Here is a 17,132-nt window from a genome sequence, read left to right on the forward strand (position 1 = left end):
CCGCCGCCAGTCGTCGATGCAAGAGAGAGACATGAGCGAGCCAATCCGTTTGACCCAGTACAGCCACGGCGCCGGTTGCGGCTGCAAGATTTCCCCCAAGGTGCTGGAGGTGATTCTCGCCGGCAGCGGCGCGCAGAATCTCGACCCGCGCCTATGGGTAGGCAACGCCTCGCGCGACGATGCCGCGGTCTATGCCATTGACGAGGAACGCGGGGTGGTCTCGACCACCGATTTCTTCATGCCCATCGTCGACGATCCCTACGATTTCGGCCGTATCGCCGCCACCAATGCGATCAGCGACATCTACGCCATGGGCGGCGATCCGCTGATGGCCATCGCCATCCTTGGCTGGCCGGTCAATGTGTTGGCCCCGGAAGTGGCACGCGAAGTGATCCGGGGTGGCCGCGCCGTGTGCGATGAAGCCGGCATTCCGCTGGCGGGCGGTCACTCGATTGATGCGCCGGAACCGATTTTCGGCCTGGCCGTGACCGGCCTGGTGAGCAAGGCCAACATGAAGCGCAACGATACCGCCACGGCTGGTTGCAAGCTGTATCTGACCAAGCCGCTGGGCATCGGCATCCTCACCACGGCGGAGAAGAAGGCCAAGCTGCGCGATGCGGACGTTGGCCTGGCGCGTGACTGGATGTGCACCCTGAACAAGCCCGGCAGCCGCTTTGGCAAGCTCGCCGGCGTGCGCGCGATGACCGACGTCACTGGCTTCGGCTTGCTTGGCCACCTGGTGGAAATGGCCGATGGCAGCGGTCTGAGTGCCCGTGTCGAGTTCGCCCGAGTGCCGCGTCTGGCCAGTGTCGAACACTATCTGGAGCAGGGCTGCGTACCGGGTGGCACCTTGCGCAATTTCGACAGTTACGGCGACAAGATCGCGCCGCTGCCCGAGCTGGCCAAGCTCCTGCTGTGCGACCCACAGACCAGCGGCGGTCTGCTGATCGCCGTGGCGCCGGAAGGCGAGGCCGAGTTCCTCGCCGTGTCCGCCGAACTGGGGCTGAGCCTGGCGCCCATCGGTGAGATGGTCGAGCGACAGCGTTACGCGGTCGAGGTGCTCTGATGCGCGACGACTGCACCGACTACCGCGATCTGTTCCTGCATGACCGGGCGATGATGGATACCCGTGCACCGGTCGAATTCCATAAAGGTGCCTTCCCCGGCGTGATCAATCTGCCCCTGATGACTGACATCGAGCGGCAGAAGGTTGGCACCTGCTACAAGCAGCAAGGCCAGCAGGCTGCAATCGAGCTGGGCCATCAACTGGTCAGCGGCCAGACCAAGGCCGAGCGCATCGAGGCTTGGGCCGCCTTTGCCAAGGCCAACCCTGACGGTTACCTGTACTGCTTTCGCGGTGGCCTGCGCTCGCAGATCGTCCAGCAATGGCTGAAAAGCGAGGCGGGCATCGACTATCCGCGAGTGGTCGGTGGTTATAAGGCCATGCGCACCTTCCTTCTGCAGACCACCGACGAGGCGGTACAGGCGTGCGATTTCGTGCTGGTGGGCGGGATGACCGGCACTGGCAAGACCGAGGTGATCAGCCAGCTGAGCAACAGCCTGGACCTGGAGGCGCACGCCAATCACCGAGGCTCCAGCTTCGGCAAGCGCGCCACTGGCCAGCCCGAGCAGATCGATTTCGAGAATGCTCTGGCCATCGATCTGCTCAAGCGCCGTGCCGCGGGACAGCAGCAATTCGTACTGGAAGATGAGGCGCGTCTGATCGGCCGCTGCTCCTTGCCATTGCCGCTGTATCAGGCGATGCAGCAGCACCCCCTGGTGTGGCTGGAGGACAGTGTGGCCAACCGTGTGGAGCGGATTCTGCAGGCCTACGTGGTCGAGTTGTGTGCCGAGTTCGTTGCAGTCCAGGGCGCCGAGGCAGGCTTCACCGCGTTCGCCGAGCGCCTGCGCGAGAGCCTGGCCAATATCACCCGTCGCCTGGGAGGCGAGCGGTACCAGCGCCTGGCCGCGATCATGGAGCAAGCGCTGCAGGAGCAGCAGGTCGATGGCCAGGTGGATACGCACCGCGGCTGGATCGAGGCCCTGCTGGTCGAGTACTACGATCCTATGTACGTATTCCAGCGCGAGAGCAAATCAGGGCGGATTGAATTCGCCGGGGAGCAGCTGGCTGTGGTGGAATACCTGCGTAAGCGAAACGGCGGGTGAGGTGGCACTTTCCTTCTGCCGTAGCGTCATAGACTGGGCCAACCCGTAGTCAATCTGTTCGAGGAGTGTGGTCGATGAAACACTGGATCTGTTTACCGCTGCTTGCGGTGGTGCTCACCGGCTGCGCCGGCAAGACCGTCTACCGTGAGACCTGTGCCAATCAACTGGATGCCGCCTGGAAAGAGCTGAGCATCGCCGAGGCCGAGGGTTTCGCCGGTACGGTGAGCTATTCCAAGGCGCTTTCGCTGCTTACCGCTGCCAAGACCCAGCAGCAGTTCGAAGCCTACGAAGGCTGCACCAGCAAGGCCGAGCGTGCGCGCTTTTACATCCGTGAATCGCGAGCGGGGCGTTGATGCAGCTCGATTTCTCCGATCTGAGCCCGCTCGAGGCTTATCGCTGGTTGGCGTCCACTGTCACGCCGCGGCCTATCGCCTGGGTTTCCACCCGTTCGGCCGAGGGCGTGGCCAATCTGGCGCCGTTCAGCTTCTTTCAGGTGATCAGTGACAACCCGCCGACCTTGCTGGTCAACGTCAACACCCGCGACGATGGCAGCCTCAAGGACAGCCTGCGCAATGCCCAGGCCAGCGGCGAGCTGGCGATTCAACTGGTCAGCTTCGCTCAGGCCGAAGCGATGAATGCCAGTGCCGCGATCCTGCCTCATGAGGTCAGCGAATTTGCCCACTGCGCCATTGCCAGCCAGCCGTGCGAGCGCATCGACGTGCCGCGCGTCGTCGGCGCCCCGGTGACCTTCGAATGCCGTGTGACGCAAATCCAGCCCTATCCGGCGCAGCAACCCAATTGTCATCTGATCTTCGCCGAAGTGTTGCTGGCGCATATCGATGACGCAGTGCTCAACGAGCAGGGACGCATCGACCCGCTCAAACTCGATCTGGTGGGTCGCCTCGGTGGTAGCGCCTATTGCCGCACACGGGATCTTTTCCAGATGCAACGGCCCTGAACCCGTTCTGAAAACGACGTCCAGTTAACTCTCCCGGCCATCTTGCTGTTTGCTGGCTTGTCGCCAGTAGCGCTGCGCTCCTATGTTCCAGAATTCGGGGCTAGCTGCAGTAGGCAGGGGGATGTCATGGGTGGCTCATTGAGCAAGCGGCTGGCCAGTCTGAGCACGGCCAGCAAGTTGATGCTGGGTTTTGCTCTGGTATTGATTCTGACTGCTTTGGTGGCTGTTACCGGTTTGCTGGCGTTGCGTGAGGTCAGTGCTGGCGCCGAGCTGCAGCAGCGCATGAGCGCGCTGGGCGAGCAGGCGCTGCGTATGCGTCAGAGTGAGCAGGCGTTTGCGTTGAGTGGTGACAGCCAGCACGCCGAGCGCCTGGCCGAACAGGCTGAGGGCATTTTGCAGACCGGACAGGCACTGCAAAGTGAGCTCGACAGCAACACGGCCGCGATTCTGGCGCAGGTCGAGCCTGCACTGGCCGACTACCGCAGCGCCTTTGCCCGCTACGTTGAGCTCACCGACAACATGCAGCTGTCCTTGCAAGCCGCCGACTGGCTGGTGGTCAGCGCGGCCAACAGTCTGGATCTGCTGCAGGAAGGGCTGGCCGAAGACGGTGTCGACCTGCTCAAGAGCTCCCAAGGCGAGCAGGGCGGTGATTCGGTCCTGCAGGCCGGCAAGGTCGGCAAGGTTCATCAACTGCTGTTGCAGGCGTTGGATCAGGCACGCCAGCGCCTGGAAGCCAGCCGACGCAGCGACAGCAGTGAGCAGGCGGAAATTGCCCAGGCAGGCGAGGCGCAAGCCCTGGCGGCCGAGTTGCGCGATGCGCTGGACGATCCCGGCTATGCCGCGGTGCTCGGCGAGGTAGTGGTCAACGTCGACTCCTTCAATGAGCGTCTGAAGGAGTACGCCACCCAGCTACAGCAACAAAAACAGGTATACGGGCAACTGGTCGCTCAGGTCGAGCAGTTGCTGCAGCGGGTCGAGCTGGCTCTGGACACGCAACGCCAGGCCATGCATGCCGAGCGTCAGGCCAGCAGCGGTCTGATCATCCTGGCAGCGGCCTTGGCGCTGCTTTTCGGTCTTGGCGCGGCGATCATGATCAGCCTGGCCATCGTGCGTCCGCTCAAGCGCGTGATCGGCCTCGCCGAATCCATTGCCAGTGGCGACCTCAGCGTACGTATCGAACAGGATCGGCGCGATGAAATCGGTCAACTGCTCGCTGCCATGCAAGGGATGTCCGCCAACCTGAGAGATATGGTTGGCCGCCTGCAGGGGGGTGTGGCGCAGATTTCCAGCTCCGCCCAGACCCTCTCGACAACTGCCGAGCAGACGCGCCAGGGCGTCAATGGTCAGAAGCTGGAGACCGATCAGGTCGCCACCGCCATGAGTCAGATGACGGCCACGGTGCACGAGGTGGCACGCAATGCCGAGGCCGCAGCGGCTTCCACCGAACAGGCTGACCAGCGCGTCGGTGCCGGTAGCCAGGTGGTGCGCCAGACCCTGCAGCGCATCGAGCAATTGGCTCGCGCCATGGACGCCACTACCGAGAGCATTCAGCGCCTGAGCCAGGACACTCAGCGTATCGATGCCGTACTCGAGGTGATCAAGAGCGTTGCCGAGCAGACCAACCTGCTGGCGCTCAACGCGGCCATAGAAGCGGCGCGCGCCGGAGAACAGGGGCGTGGTTTTGCGGTGGTCGCCGATGAGGTGCGGGCGTTGGCAAAACGCACTCAGCAATCCACGGCGGAAATCGAGTCGCTGATCGCGGCCTTGCGCGAGGGTAGCCGCCGCGCCGTGACGGACATGGAGCAGAGCGCCAGCCTGGTGAATCTGACCGTTGGCGACGCCAACCAGACCGAAGGCGCCCTGGCGGCCATTGCCGAGGCGGTGAGCCTGATCTCGGAAATGAATCAGCAGATCGCTGCCGCCGCCGAGCAGCAAACCGCCGTGGCCGAGGAAATCAACCGCAGCGTCACCTCGATCCGCGATATTGCCGATCAGTCAGCCACGGCCATGGACGAAACCGCCGCGTCGAGCATCCAGCTGGCTGAGCTGGGGCGTGAGCTGCAGGGCATGGCGGGGCACTTTCGCCTGACATAGCGTCTGGCCTCACAGTTTCGTGAGCAAACTTTGCATAGCGCTATGCCACGCCCCGGCGCCCCAGTAGCATCGACGTTCTGCATAAGGAGCGAATGATGCGAAGCAAACTGGATACCTGTCTCGACTCGGTCAATCAGGTGTTGCTGGGCAAAGAGGCGCAGGTACGCCTGGCGCTGACCTGCCTGCTGGCGCGCGGTCACCTGTTGATCGAAGACCTGCCGGGCATGGGCAAGACGACCCTCAGTCATGCCCTGGCACGTGTGCTGGGGCTGAGCTTTCAGCGCATCCAGTTCACCTCCGACCTGTTGCCCGGCGACATTCTTGGCACCTCGGTGTTCGACAAGGACAGCGGGCAGTTCGTCTTTCATCCGGGACCGATCTTTGCCGAGTTGGTGCTGGCCGATGAAATCAACCGCGCCACGCCGAAGAGTCAGAGCGCGCTGCTCGAAGCCATGGAAGAAGGGCAGGTGACCATCGAGGGCGCGACCCGGCCGCTGCCCGAGCCGTTTTTCGTCATCGCCACGCAGAACCCGGTCAGCAGTGGCGGCACCTTCGCCTTGCCCGAATCCCAACTCGATCGTTTTCTCATGCGTCTGTCGCTGGGCTATCCGGCGCAGGCTGCGGAACGGGCGTTGCTGCTGGGCGATGCCCGGCGCGATCTGTTGCCAAGCATGGAATCCATTCTCGACCATGCCGAACTGGCCCGTCTGCAGGCGCAAGTGCCCAAGGTGCGTGCCAGCGATGCGCTGATCGACTATGTACTGCGCCTGGTCGAGGCCACCCGCAGCCAGCCGCAATTCGCCTGGGGCTTGTCGCCGCGTGCCAGTCTGGCGTTGCTGGCCGCTGCACGGGCCTGGGCTTTGCTGGCCGAACGTGATTACGTCATCCCCGAAGACGTGCAAGCGGTACTGCCATCAGTAGTGGGGCATCGTCTGCGCGAGCGCGCCGACCCCACCGGTCACGGTGGCGGCACTCTGGTGCAATGGCTGCTGCGCGAAGTGCCGGCGCTCTGATGCGTGCAGCGCTGAAGCCGCTCTGGCGGCGCTGGTTGGCCAGGCGTATTCCGCCAGCGGCCAGCGTGCGCCTGAATCAGCGGCGCATTTTCATTCTACCCAGCCGGGTGGGGGCGGTTTTTGCCGTGGCCCTGCTGCTGATGCTGCTGGTGGGCATCAATTACCAGAACAGCCTGGCCTATGGCCTGACCTTCCTGCTGGTGTCGGTGTTCGTCGTCACCATCCTGCATACCTACCGCAACCTGGCCGGGTTGGTGCTCAAGGCCGGTGGCGGTGGTGCGGTGTTCGTCGGCGAGCATGCGCGTTTTCGCGTGCGCCTGGAGAGCCCTGAGCGTGAGCGCCAGGCCGTGGCGCTGGGCTGGCCACCGTCTGATCTGGTGGTGCGCGACGTACCGCGCCAGGGGCAGACCGAAGTGGATCTGAGCCAGCCAGCCGTGCGACGTGGCTGGCTGCGACCCGAGCGTCTACGGGTGGAAAGCCGTTTTCCGTTGGGCTTGCTGGTGGCCTGGAGCTGGGTCGATCTGGATCAGGCGGTGCTGGTCTACCCGCGGCCGCTGGAGGGTGAGCTGCCGTTGTCGGCAGGCTTGGGCGACGAGGAGGAGGAAGAGGGCATGCGTGCCCGCGGCCAGGGCGCCGATGATTTCCAGGGCCTGCGCGAGTATCAACCAGGCGACTCGAAACGACGCCTGGACTGGAAGGCCTATTCACGTGGCCAGGGCCTGCTGGTCAAGGATTTCGCCATGCTCAGCGGCCGCGATCTATGGCTGGACTTCGACAGCCTGGGGGGCGACAGCGAAATGCGTTTGTCGCTGCTCTGCCACTGGGTGCTGCAATTTACCGAGCGGCAACAGGCGTTCGGCCTGCAACTGCCTGGGCAGGTAATTGCCCCTGATTACGGTGAGGGGCATCGCGATGCCTGCCTGCGCGCCCTGGCGTTGTTCGGAGCGCGCGTATGAGCAGCCTGCCGGGTATCCCGAGGATCGCCCTGACCTGGTTGCTGGTCGCCCAGGTGCTGGTGATCGTGCCGCACCTGGTGCATCTGCCGCTGTGGATGATCGCGCTATGGCTCGGCGCTGCCGGTTGGCGCGTGCAGATCTTCCGCATGCGGGCGCGCTATCCCAATGGCTGGGCCAAGGGCGGTCTGGTGCTGCTGGTACTGGCGGGCATCCTGCTTTCGCGCGGCACGCTGGTGGGGCTGGATGCCGCGTCAGTGCTGCTGATCGCCACCTTCACCCTCAAGCTGCTGGAGATGCGTACGCGGCGTGATGCGCTGGTACTGATCTTCCTCGGTTTCTTCTGCGTGGTGACCGCCTATCTGTTCGAAGACGGCATTCTTGCCGCGCTCTACAGCCTGCTGCCGGTCACGGCGCTGCTGACCGCCCTGGTCGGCCTGCAGCACAGTGGATTTGCCGAACGCCCCTGGCCGCCCCTGCGCCTGGCAGGTGGCCTGGTGCTGCAAGCGATACCGCTGATGCTTCTGCTGTTCGTGTTCTTTCCGCGCATGGGGCCGTTGTGGTCGCTGCCACTGCCCAGCGACAAGGGCGTCACCGGCCTGTCGGACAGCATGGAGCCGGCTGATATCGCCGAACTCAGTCGCTCCTCGGCACTGGCCTTTCGCGCCAGTTTCGAGGGTGAAGTGCCGCCCAGAGGGCAGCTGTACTGGCGTGCTCTGACGCTGGAGCGCTTCGATGGCAGGCGCTGGTCGCAGTCCGGTTACGCTGATGTTCCGCTGGCTCCGCAGTGGAGCAAGGCCGGCGAGCCGCTCGATTACAGCATCATCATGCAGCCCAGCGGCAAGCGCTGGCTGTACGCCCTGGATGTCGGCGAGATGGCGCAGGACAGCGGGCGGATGATGAACGACTTCCGTTGGCAGAGACTGCGTCCGGTGGATCGGCCCCTGCTGTACCAGGTGCGCTCCTGGCCCGAGGCCGTGCGGGAGGCGCAGGCCGAACCGCCAGGTATCCGTCAGGCGCTGCAATTACCCCAGCAGGGCGACCCGCGCAGTCGCGCCTGGGCGGCTGAGCTGAAGGCGCAGTATCCGCAGAGCGACGCATTGGTGGCGGCAGTGCTGCAGCATTTCAACCGTGAACCCTACGTGTACACACTGCGCCCGCAGCCTCTGGGCAGCGACAGCATCGACGATTTCCTGTTCAACACCCGGCGTGGTTTTTGCGCGCACTATGCCGGCGCCATGACCTTCGTGCTGCGTGCCGCGGGTATTCCCGCGCGGGTGGTCGCCGGTTATCAGGGCGGCGAGCTCAATCCCAATGGCAACTACGTCCAGGTACGTCAGTTCGACGCCCACGCCTGGGTCGAGTACTGGCAGCCGGGCCGTGGCTGGCGCAGCGTCGATCCGACTTTTCAGGTAGCGCCGGAGCGTATCGAGCAAGGGCTGGAAGAGGCCTTGGCCGAAGAAGATGGTTTTCTCGACGATCAACCCTTCTCGCCGCTGCGCTACCGCGAGCTGGCGTGGCTCAATCAGCTGCGCATGAGCTGGGAGAATCTCAATTACGGCTGGCAGCGCTGGGTGCTGGGGTACCAGGGTGAACAGCAGCTGAAACTGCTGCAGAACTGGTTCGGCAGCCTCGATTGGCAGCGTCTGGCGATCGCTCTGGTGGGCACTGGAGCGCTTTTGATTGGCCTGCTGGCGCTGTGGCTGCTCAAACCCTGGCAACAGCGGCCTGATCCGCAACGCCAGGCGTTTCGCAAGTTCGAGCGGCTGTTGGCGCGCCATGACGTGCGCCGGGAAGCGGGTGAGGGCGCACGCTCCTTCGCGTTGCGCGCGGCGCGGCAGTTGCCCGAGCAGGCGGAGCAGATCGAGACATTTGCCCGATGCTTCGAGCAGCAGCGCTATGCCGGCGGGCCAGCGTCACGTGATGCTTTGCGGCAAGCACTGAGTGATTTGCGCAGAGCATTGCCCTGGCGCTTGTCGCGTTAGCGACCATTGGCCACTTGCTTGAGTGGGTGGTCGGGCTGTTAGCTTGATGCATCATCGTTTGGAGGAGCGAGCATGAGCGATTTCATCGAGCATTGCCTGGGCCGCGTCCTGGCTCTGCAAGTGCGGTTGTATGCCTGCCAGGCACGGCTGGCCGACTGTACCGATACCGAGGCATTGCACGATTTACGCATCGCCCTGCGGCAATTGCGCAGCCTGTTGCGTCCGTTACGCGGTTTGCCGGCTGTAGATGTTCTGGAGCAGGGAGCAGCGGTGCTGGGCCGCCTCAGTGGGCCACTGCGTGATCGCGAAGTCCTGGTAGCCGAACTGGCACGAATGGGCTTGGCCCATCTGGCGCCTGTCGATGAGGCGCAGCGCGCCGCAGGCTACGCTGCCATTGCCAGTAGTCGCGAGTTGGCGGACCTGATGCTGTTGCTCGACGGCTGGCCGGCGAATTGGCGTGAAGCCGCCAGGCAAGGCCAGTTGAACGATATAGACAAACGCATCCGGCGTCGCCTGCGCCGTCAGCAACGACAACTGGCCCGTGCGTTGCTCGATCCGGCGCATGATCGTCACCGCCTGCGCCTGTTGATCAAGCGCGTGCGTTACGCCGCTGAAACCTACCCCGCACAAAGTCGTTTGAGCAAGGCGGCGCAGCTCAGGCTCAAGCTTGCGCAAAGCGCGCTGGGTGACTGGCATGATCGGCTGCAGTGGCTGGCACAGGCCGATGCGATGGTGTCCCTGGAACCTTGCCGGGCCATCTGGCTGCAGGCTCTGCTGACTGCCGAGGGGCGCGCCGATGATGCCTTGCTGGCGCTGTATGGCGACCTGCCGAACGCGGGTAAAGGTGTCATTCTCGCCGCAAATATGACCGAATAGGCATCCTTGTAGACTATCGTTCAGTCGTCAGCATCCCCTAAGATCGTCGCCATCGATGAATGCCGAGGTGCGTATGATCTTTTCCGAAATACTTGAGGCGGTGCGCCGCGATCCCGATGCCGTGGTGATCCCGGCTGATTGGGGGCAGGGCCGCGCCAGTTTCGGCGGCCTGGTGGCGGCTCTGGCGTTCGAGGCCATGCGCGCCAAGGTGCCGCAGGGCCGACCGGTACGCTCGCTGGCTATTACCTTCGTCGGCCCCGTGGCGCCGGATGTTCCCGTCAGTTTCCAGGCCGAGGTGCTGCGCGAGGGCAAGGCGGTCAGCCAGATGTTCCTACGCGCGGTTCAGGACGGACAGGTGGTGACCGTGGTGCAGGGCAGCTTTGGCGCATCGCGCCCTTCGGCGATTGCCGTGGAGGCGCTTGCCGCACCGCAGATCACGCCGGTCGAGCAGTGCCAGGAGTTGCCCTACGTGCGCAACGTCACGCCGGAGTTCACGCGCTTTCTGGCCATGCGCTGGGGAATTGGCGGCATGCCTTTCAGCAATACGCCATCGCGGCAGATGGGCGGCTGGGTGCGTTTGCGTGGTGAGCGCGAGCCGCAGATGCTCAGCGAGGCGCACTTGCTGGCACTGGTCGATGCCTGGCCGCCTGCAGTGCTGCCCTATCTGAAAAGCCCGGCGCCGGGCAGCTCGCTGACCTGGACCATCGAGTTCGTCCAGCCGCTACACACACTTAGCAGCGAAGACTGGTGTCTGTATCGCGCGGATATCGAACATGCCCGCGATGGTTACGGGCACGTGGCGGCGGCGATGTGGACACCTGCAGGTGAGCTGATCGCCTTGAGCCGGCAGACCGTGACCGTATTTGCCTGATTCAGTGGCGCCGGCGTTGGCGCCAGGCGCGCCACCACGCGCCGCTGAAGAGAAAGCGCGGGAACGTCACGCACTGCTCCAACAGCAGACGCTTCAGCGCATCGCTCTTGCTGGCGAAGGGTTCCGCAGGCTGTTGCTCCAGTCTGTGGCCGTGAGCTTGCAGCGCCAGGGAGGCGATCAGGCCGATGCTGCCCAGTGCCAACGGCACGAACCGCAGATGCCATAGGCCGATCAGCAGCAGTATCAGCGACAGGAGGAACAGTGGCACGGCGATCAGGTGCAGCAGCAGATTGGTGGGATGCCGATGCTGGCTGGCGTAATGGCGCCATTGCCAGGCCAGCAGGTTGGGGTGACGTTTGCTCATGGGACGATCCTCGACTCGATGAGACGAGTCTAGGATCGCCGCCAATGCAGAGCGAATTGCTCCTGGCTATGGCGCAGATAGGCTTATGCCTAAAGGGCCACCTCTACAGGCGCAACTGGCCGATGGCCCTGTTCAGTTCGCCTGCCAGCTGGGCGAGCTGCTGACTGGTGGCGGCCGATTCGAGGGTCTGGCCAACGGTCTGTTCGGTGACGTCACGAATGCCCACCACCGAGCGGCTCATCTCTTCGGCCACCTGGCTCTGCTGTGTGGCGGCCACGGCGATCTGTGTATTGCTGTCGCGCATCAGCGCCACGGCGGCGGTGATCGCCGCCAGCGACTCGCCGGCTTCTTGCGCCAGTTGTACGCAATGGTTGGCGTTCTCCGAGCTTTCGCGCATGAACTCCACGGCGTCGCGGGAGCCAGCCTGCAGGTTGCCGATCATCTGGGTGATTTCGTCGGTGGAGTCCTGCACGCGCTTGGCCAGGTTGCGCACCTCGTCGGCGACCACGGCGAAGCCGCGGCCCATTTCACCGGCGCGGGCGGCCTCGATGGCGGCATTGAGGGCGAGCAGGTTGGTCTGTTCGGCGATGCCGTGAATCACACCGACCACGCGGCTGATGTGCTGGCTGTCTTCGGCCAGGCGCTCGATGCTGGCGGCGCTTTGGCGTACGCCCTGCGACAGGGCAGCGATGGATTGCTCGACCCGTTCCACCACCTGCTGGCCTGCGCGCGCTAGCTGATCGGCATTGAGCGACTGATCGCGGGTGGTGCCAGCGTGATCGGCGATATGCTGCACGGTCGCTGACATCTCGTTGATTGCGGTGGCAGCCTGATCGGTTTCACTTTGCTGGCTGAGCATGCCCTGGCGCACCGCCCCCATGCGCTCGGCCATATCGCGGGTGCCACTGTTCAGCTCGCCCGCCACCTGGCCGACGGTGCCGACCACGCGCTGATAGCCGGCCTGCATGGCGTTGAAGGCGGCGGCCATCTGGCCGACTTCGTCACGACTGCTCAGCGGTACGCGCAGGGACAGGTCACCGCTGCGCTCGGCTTGCAGTATCACGTCCTTGAGGGTGTTGAGGTGGCTCAAGAGAAAGCGGATCAACAGCTGCGAAGCAGCCAGCAGCAACAGCATCAACACGGCGACTGCGACGGCATAGGTCAGCGCATGCTGGGCGAACAGGTCGAGCAGGCTGGGTGCGCGCGCCACGATCGCCAGGGTACGTCCATCGCTGAGGGTGACGTGCTGCGCCCCGATCACGGGGGAGTCGCCGAACCGGGCGTCATGCTTCACTGCCTGCCAGCCGCTGGCGTCGGGGGTACCTCGAGCGCCCGGCAGGCTAGCATTGCCTTGCAGCATCTGGATGCTGCTCGAGTTGGGCAACGCAGCCTGCTGCGGCCACTGCTGAAGCAGGCGCGCCTGCTCGATTGCAGCCTGCCTGGCATCGGCGCTGCGTGCCTGTTGCTCGGTATGCAGGGCGAACAGCACTAGCATCAGGCTGATGACGAAGGCGACGGCGTTGACCGCCCAGAATTTGTACTTGAGAGAAAGATCGCTGATCCAGGCGCCCATGCTGTTGTTATCCGTCTCGCTGCGTTCGCTATTGGCCAAGTGCCAGCAGTATGCATCGGTAAACAGCCAGGGTCTTGACGCCAATCAATACTCTGGCGCCTTAGTCTTCCACTATGGCTGGCATATCGAAGAACGCTCGTGCACAGGCTGTGGTCTGTGCCGCCAGGGTTTCCTCGCTTTGCCCGCGGTGCAACGCCACCTCCCGCAGCACCTCGCCGAGATAGGCTGGTTCGTTACGCCCGCTCTTGGGCTTTGGCCGCAGGCTGCGCGGTAACAGGAAGGGCGCATCGGTCTCCAGCATCAGGCGCTCGCCGGGGATATCCTTGAGCAGCGGATGTAGATGCGTACCGCGACGTTCGTCGCAGACCCAGCCGGTGATGCCGATATGCAGGTCGAGATCGAGATAGGCATAGAGTGCAGAGCGTTCGCCAGTAAAGCAGTGCACCACGGCCGCTGGCAGTCGGTCACGATAGTCACGCAGGATTTCCAGCAGGCGCTGGCTGGCTTCACGCTCATGCAGAAATACCGGCATCTGCAGTTCGACGGCCAGGGCCAGCTGTTCTTCCAGTGCTTTTTCCTGTACCGGGCGTGGCGAGAAGTCGCGATCAAAATCCAGTCCGCATTCGCCTACGGCGCGCACTTGTGGCTCGGCCAGTAACGTCTTGAGCGTGCGGCTGCTGGCGCCATTCCACGAGCTGGCGTCGTGCGGGTGAACCCCCGCGGTGCTAAACAGGCGCTGGCCGCTGCTATCCAACTGTCGGCAAAGTGCGAGGCTGGCCTCGCTTTCATTCAGACTGGTGCCGGTCAGTACCAACTGACACACCCCGGCTGCATAAGCGCGTTCGAGTAGCGCCTCGGCCTGCACCGCGAGGCTGGGGTGGGTGAGATTGACGGCAATATCGATGAGTTGCATGGTGCCACCTATTGAACGCGAAGGGGCAGAATAGCAGATGCCATCCGTTCGTCAGGAAGTCGATTTAAAACAATAAGTTGGTCGCTGTTTTTAAGGTTGATGCAAGGTTGTGGGGTGGCGCGGCAGCGCTCTGCTGTGCCAATCTCCGCGCCCCTGCCGGCCTTGGAACTTGTTTGGCGGGTATACGGTCAGTAGCCGTCTGTCGCGCATCGGCGTACAGCAGCCACCAACCGGATGAGGCTTCGGCGGCCTACCGCCTTCCCTGGAGAGTCGATGTCGCGATTGCTGCTGATCCTGTGCCTGCTGGCTGCGCTGCCGTTGTCGGTCAGTGCGCGCGTGGCCGGCCCGCCGGAGGTCGGCAGTCAGGCCCGCAGCGCGCGCGATCTGCCGACGATTCGCAGCAGCGGTGAACTGCGGGTGCTGGTCAATCAGAGCCGCAACAGCTCGGGCTCGGTCAAGGGCCAGAGCATTGGCGTCGAGTACCACCGCCTGCGGGCGTTCGAGCAGTACCTCAACCGCAATTCTCGAGATGGTCGCAGCCTCAGACTGAAGATCATCCCCAAAGCCAAGGATCAGTTGCTTGGTGCATTGCAGCGCGGCGAGGGCGACCTGGTCGCACCCGGCGAACTGCTCAATGTACGCACCGGGCACGATGTCAGCGCCAGTACGGCGATTCGCCGCGAAGTACCTTTGGTGCTGGTGTCGAAGCAGGGTAACCGGCATTACCGCAGCCTCGAACAGCTGGCCGGGCGTAGTCTTTCATTGCCAGCGGGCAGCGCCGTGGGTGATGCGCTACGGTTGATCAACCAGCAACTGGCTGATCGCAAACTGCCACCCATCGTGGTCGAGTGGGTCGACCCCAGTCTGGCCGTCGAAGATGTGCTGGAAATGGTTCAGGCCGGCATCTTCGAACGTACTGCGGTGGAGCTGCCGATCGCCGAACGTTGGGCCAAGGTGATGCCCAAGTTGCGCGTCGACAAGCATCTGATCCTGGCGCGCGACGGCGACATGAAATGGTTCGTGCGCCCCGATGCGCCAATGCTGCGTGCCAGCATCGACCGTTTCTTCAGCAGCTATCAGAGCCCGGCCGACCAGGATGCGGCGTTCCAGCGTGTCTATCGCCGCTTATACAAGGTGCATTCGCCGCTGGGGCGCACTGAACGACAGCGTCTGGAGAAGGTGCGCCCGGTGCTGCAGCAGCATGCCGAGCAGCAGGGTTTCGATTGGCTGATGCTGGCTGCGCTGGCATTCAAGGAGTCGACGTTGAACCCATCGGCGCGCGGCGCCAGCGGCGCGACCGGGCTGATGCAGATCACCCCGGCGGCAGCGCGTAGCGTCGGGGTGAGCAACATCCAGAACCTCGACGGTAACGTCCAGGCCAGCAGCAAGTACCTGGCGATGATCCGCCGCAACTTCTTCAACAGCCCGCAGCTCAACGAGCGCGAGCGCATGGCCTTCGTCCTGGCTGGCTACAACCTGGGGCCGCAGCGGGTGCAGAGCCTGCGCGCCGAGGCTCGCAGGCGTGGCCTCAATCCCAATCAGTGGTTCTTCCAGGTCGAGCGTGTGGCCATGGAGCAGATGGGCATGGGCGTGGTGAGTTATGTGAATGCGGTGAATAAGTACTACCTTGCTTATGACCGTGAGCGCTATCTGCTCGAACCGCAAAGGCAGCGTCTGACGGCCAACTAAATATTTATTTATTCGATATTAATTACCGGTATTTTGCTGTTTTTTAATCGAATAAATTGGCTATTCTGTGCGCCATCAACTCCCACACACGAAGGAAGCGCTGTAATGAACAACCTGATCAAGAACATCACCGCCACCCAGGCCAGCTTCGGCATCACCATCCTGCGTATCGTCGCCGGCATTACCTTCGCCGCCCATGGCGCGCAGAAACTGTTCGGCTGGTTCGGTGGTTATGGTCTGGCTGGCGTGGCACAGTGGATGGAGAGCATCGGTCTGGCCCCGGGCTACCTGATGGCGCTGGCGGCTGGTAGCGCCGAGTTCTTCGGCGGCGTGGCGCTGATCATCGGTCTGCTGGTGCGTCCGGCTGCGGCGGTACTGGCCGTGACCATGCTGGTGGCGATCTTCACTGTGCACTTCGCCAACGGTTTCTTCATGAGCAACAATGGCTACGAGTTCGCCCTGGCTCTGCTGGCCATCAGCGTAGCGCTGGTGTTCGAAGGCGCCGGCAAGCTGTCGGTGGATGGCAAGATCGCTCGCTGATCGAACCCTGCAATAACGAGAAGGCCCGCAAATGCGGGCCTTTTTGCGTTCAACGTCGAGCGGTCAGTTATTAGCGGCTTGCTCGGCCTTTTTCTCCTGCGCGGCGACCTGCTGCGCCAGCTCGATCATCTGCTCGCGCATCCAGCGGTTGGCCGGGTCCTGATCGGTGCTTTCGTGCCAGTAAAGGTGAGTTTCCAGGGCCGGCACATCACCGACCGGCAGGGCCACATGATGCAGGTTGTGGCGGCGGGCGAAGCGCTCCGGCACGGTCATCACCATGTCGGTCTGCTGCAGCACGCTGCCGGCCATCAGGTAGTGCTGCGAGCGCAGGGCAATCTTGCGCTGGATGCCCATCTTGCCCAGGGCCAGATCCACATAGCCGAGGCCACTACGGCGGCTGGAGATGTGGATGTGGCTCAGTGACAGGTATTCGTCGAGGCTGATCTTTTCCCTGGCCAGCGGGTGCCCCTGGCGCATGGCGCAGACATAACGATCATCCAGCAACTTGACGTGACGAACCTGCGGGTCGGTATTGAGTGGCGCGTCGACGGCAAAATCGAGACGGCCGGCGGCCAGTTCCTTGGTGGTTTCGCGGCGCTTGGCCAGGAAGCTCTCGATGCACACGCTCGGCGCCAGGCGACGCAGGCGTTGGAACAGCGGTGGCAGGAGGATCTGCTCCGACAGGTCGGTCATGCTGATGCGGTAGGTCTTGCCGGCCTGCTGCGGGTTGAAGGTGCGGCTTTCCTGCACGGAAACGCGCAACAACTGCAGGGCATTGCGTACCGGGCCGATGATGTTCTGCGCCATCGGCGTCGGCACCATGCCCTGGGCGGTACGCACGAACAGCGGGTCGTTGAAGGTTTCGCGCAGACGGGCGAGGGCGTTGGAAACCGCTGGTTGGGTAATCCCGACGATCTGCCCGGCACGGGTCAGGTTGGCCTCGGTGTAGATGGCGTCGAAGACGATGAAGAGGTTCAGATCCACCTTGGTCAGGTTCATGCCGGCAGTGCTCCAGGGGGCGTCGATATCAATCGATCATATATCGGTTATGAATGTTCATACACGCTGAAAATAGGTTAGATAAATCTTAAGCGCTGTTCTAGCATCATTTCCACAACCTCTCACCCTTTATTGCAA

General features: G+C 63.4%; 16 protein-coding genes. 12 read left to right on the forward strand and 4 right to left on the reverse strand.

Translation table 11 applies throughout. The annotated features are described in order from the left end of the window. Positions 1-31 precede the first annotated feature (31 nt). The 10 genes from selD (at position 32) to BLS08_RS07825 (ending at position 10,916) form a co-directional block, all read left to right on the forward strand. The gene (selD, locus tag BLS08_RS07780) at positions 32-1,066 is read left to right on the forward strand and encodes a selenide, water dikinase SelD (protein ID WP_017677126.1); all 1,035 of its coding nucleotides are present in this window, start codon (positions 32-34) and stop codon (positions 1,064-1,066) included. Continuing rightward, positions 1,066-2,166: a tRNA 2-selenouridine(34) synthase MnmH gene (mnmH, locus tag BLS08_RS07785; RefSeq protein WP_017677125.1), complete on the forward strand. Its 1,101-nt coding sequence runs from the start codon at positions 1,066-1,068 to the stop codon at positions 2,164-2,166. Before selD ends, mnmH begins: the two co-directional genes overlap by 1 nt. 74 nt (positions 2,167-2,240) lie before the next feature. Then, positions 2,241-2,519 carry a hypothetical protein gene (locus tag BLS08_RS07790; RefSeq protein WP_017677124.1) on the forward strand — a complete coding sequence of 93 codons (279 nt, stop codon included), beginning with the start codon at positions 2,241-2,243 and terminating at the stop codon, positions 2,517-2,519. Further along, entirely contained in the window at positions 2,519-3,124 is a 606-nt protein-coding gene (locus tag BLS08_RS07795; RefSeq protein ID WP_017677123.1) for a flavin reductase family protein, read from the forward strand. The genes BLS08_RS07790 and BLS08_RS07795 overlap by 1 nt, the downstream gene beginning before the upstream one ends. A gap of 126 nt (positions 3,125-3,250) precedes the next feature. Continuing rightward, positions 3,251-5,218 (forward strand): methyl-accepting chemotaxis protein, encoded by a 1,968-nt coding sequence (locus tag BLS08_RS07800; RefSeq protein ID WP_017677122.1) that lies wholly within the window; start codon positions 3,251-3,253, stop codon positions 5,216-5,218. A 95-nt stretch (positions 5,219-5,313) separates the two neighbouring features. Continuing rightward, positions 5,314-6,231 (forward strand): AAA family ATPase, encoded by a 918-nt coding sequence (locus BLS08_RS07805; RefSeq protein WP_017677121.1) that lies wholly within the window; start codon positions 5,314-5,316, stop codon positions 6,229-6,231. Beyond that, a complete protein-coding gene (locus BLS08_RS07810) occupies positions 6,231-7,187 on the forward strand; it encodes a DUF58 domain-containing protein (RefSeq protein ID WP_017677120.1) in 957 nt (318 codons plus the stop codon). The genes BLS08_RS07805 and BLS08_RS07810 overlap by 1 nt, the downstream gene beginning before the upstream one ends. Further along, on the forward strand, positions 7,184-9,169 hold the full coding sequence (locus tag BLS08_RS07815) for a transglutaminase TgpA family protein (RefSeq protein WP_017677119.1): 1,986 nt from the start codon (positions 7,184-7,186) through the stop codon (positions 9,167-9,169). The genes BLS08_RS07810 and BLS08_RS07815 overlap by 4 nt, the downstream gene beginning before the upstream one ends. A 72-nt stretch (positions 9,170-9,241) precedes the next feature. Continuing rightward, the gene (locus tag BLS08_RS07820; protein ID WP_017677118.1) at positions 9,242-10,045 is read left to right on the forward strand and encodes a CHAD domain-containing protein; all 804 of its coding nucleotides are present in this window, start codon (positions 9,242-9,244) and stop codon (positions 10,043-10,045) included. A 73-nt stretch (positions 10,046-10,118) separates the two neighbouring features. Continuing rightward, complete coding sequence (locus tag BLS08_RS07825; RefSeq protein WP_026088583.1) at positions 10,119-10,916, forward strand: acyl-CoA thioesterase; 798 nt, start codon at positions 10,119-10,121, stop codon at positions 10,914-10,916. 1 nt (position 10,917) lies between these two features. Here the strand turns inward: BLS08_RS07825 and BLS08_RS07830 are convergent, their stop codons facing one another. From BLS08_RS07830 to BLS08_RS07840, 3 genes are all read right to left on the reverse strand, one after another. Beyond that, the gene (locus BLS08_RS07830; RefSeq protein WP_003460511.1) at positions 10,918-11,280 is read right to left on the reverse strand and encodes an Mpo1-like protein; all 363 of its coding nucleotides are present in this window, start codon (positions 11,278-11,280) and stop codon (positions 10,918-10,920) included. Positions 11,281-11,383: 103 nt separating this feature from the next. Continuing rightward, entirely contained in the window at positions 11,384-12,853 is a 1,470-nt protein-coding gene (locus tag BLS08_RS07835) for a methyl-accepting chemotaxis protein (protein ID WP_017677116.1), read from the reverse strand. 100 nt (positions 12,854-12,953) lie between these two features. Further along, complete coding sequence (locus tag BLS08_RS07840) at positions 12,954-13,766, reverse strand: TatD family hydrolase (protein ID WP_017677115.1); 813 nt, start codon at positions 13,764-13,766, stop codon at positions 12,954-12,956. Between the two features lie 273 nt (positions 13,767-14,039). Here BLS08_RS07840 and BLS08_RS07845 point away from each other — a divergent pair, with 273 nt between their 5' ends. Further along, positions 14,040-15,455 carry an MltF family protein gene (locus tag BLS08_RS07845; protein ID WP_017677114.1) on the forward strand — a complete coding sequence of 472 codons (1,416 nt, stop codon included), beginning with the start codon at positions 14,040-14,042 and terminating at the stop codon, positions 15,453-15,455. Between the two features lie 105 nt (positions 15,456-15,560). Next, entirely contained in the window at positions 15,561-15,995 is a 435-nt protein-coding gene (locus BLS08_RS07850; RefSeq protein WP_017677113.1) for a DoxX family protein, read from the forward strand. 63 nt (positions 15,996-16,058) lie between these two features. On the opposite strand, the gene BLS08_RS07855 is transcribed toward BLS08_RS07850, so the two are convergent. After that, on the reverse strand, positions 16,059-16,994 hold the full coding sequence (locus BLS08_RS07855) for a LysR family transcriptional regulator (RefSeq protein WP_017677112.1): 936 nt from the start codon (positions 16,992-16,994) through the stop codon (positions 16,059-16,061). Between the last annotated feature and the right edge of the window lie 138 nt (positions 16,995-17,132).

The sequence above is a fragment of the Ectopseudomonas chengduensis genome (genome assembly GCF_900102635.1).
Taxonomy (GTDB): Bacteria; Pseudomonadota; Gammaproteobacteria; order Pseudomonadales; family Pseudomonadaceae; genus Aquipseudomonas; species Aquipseudomonas chengduensis.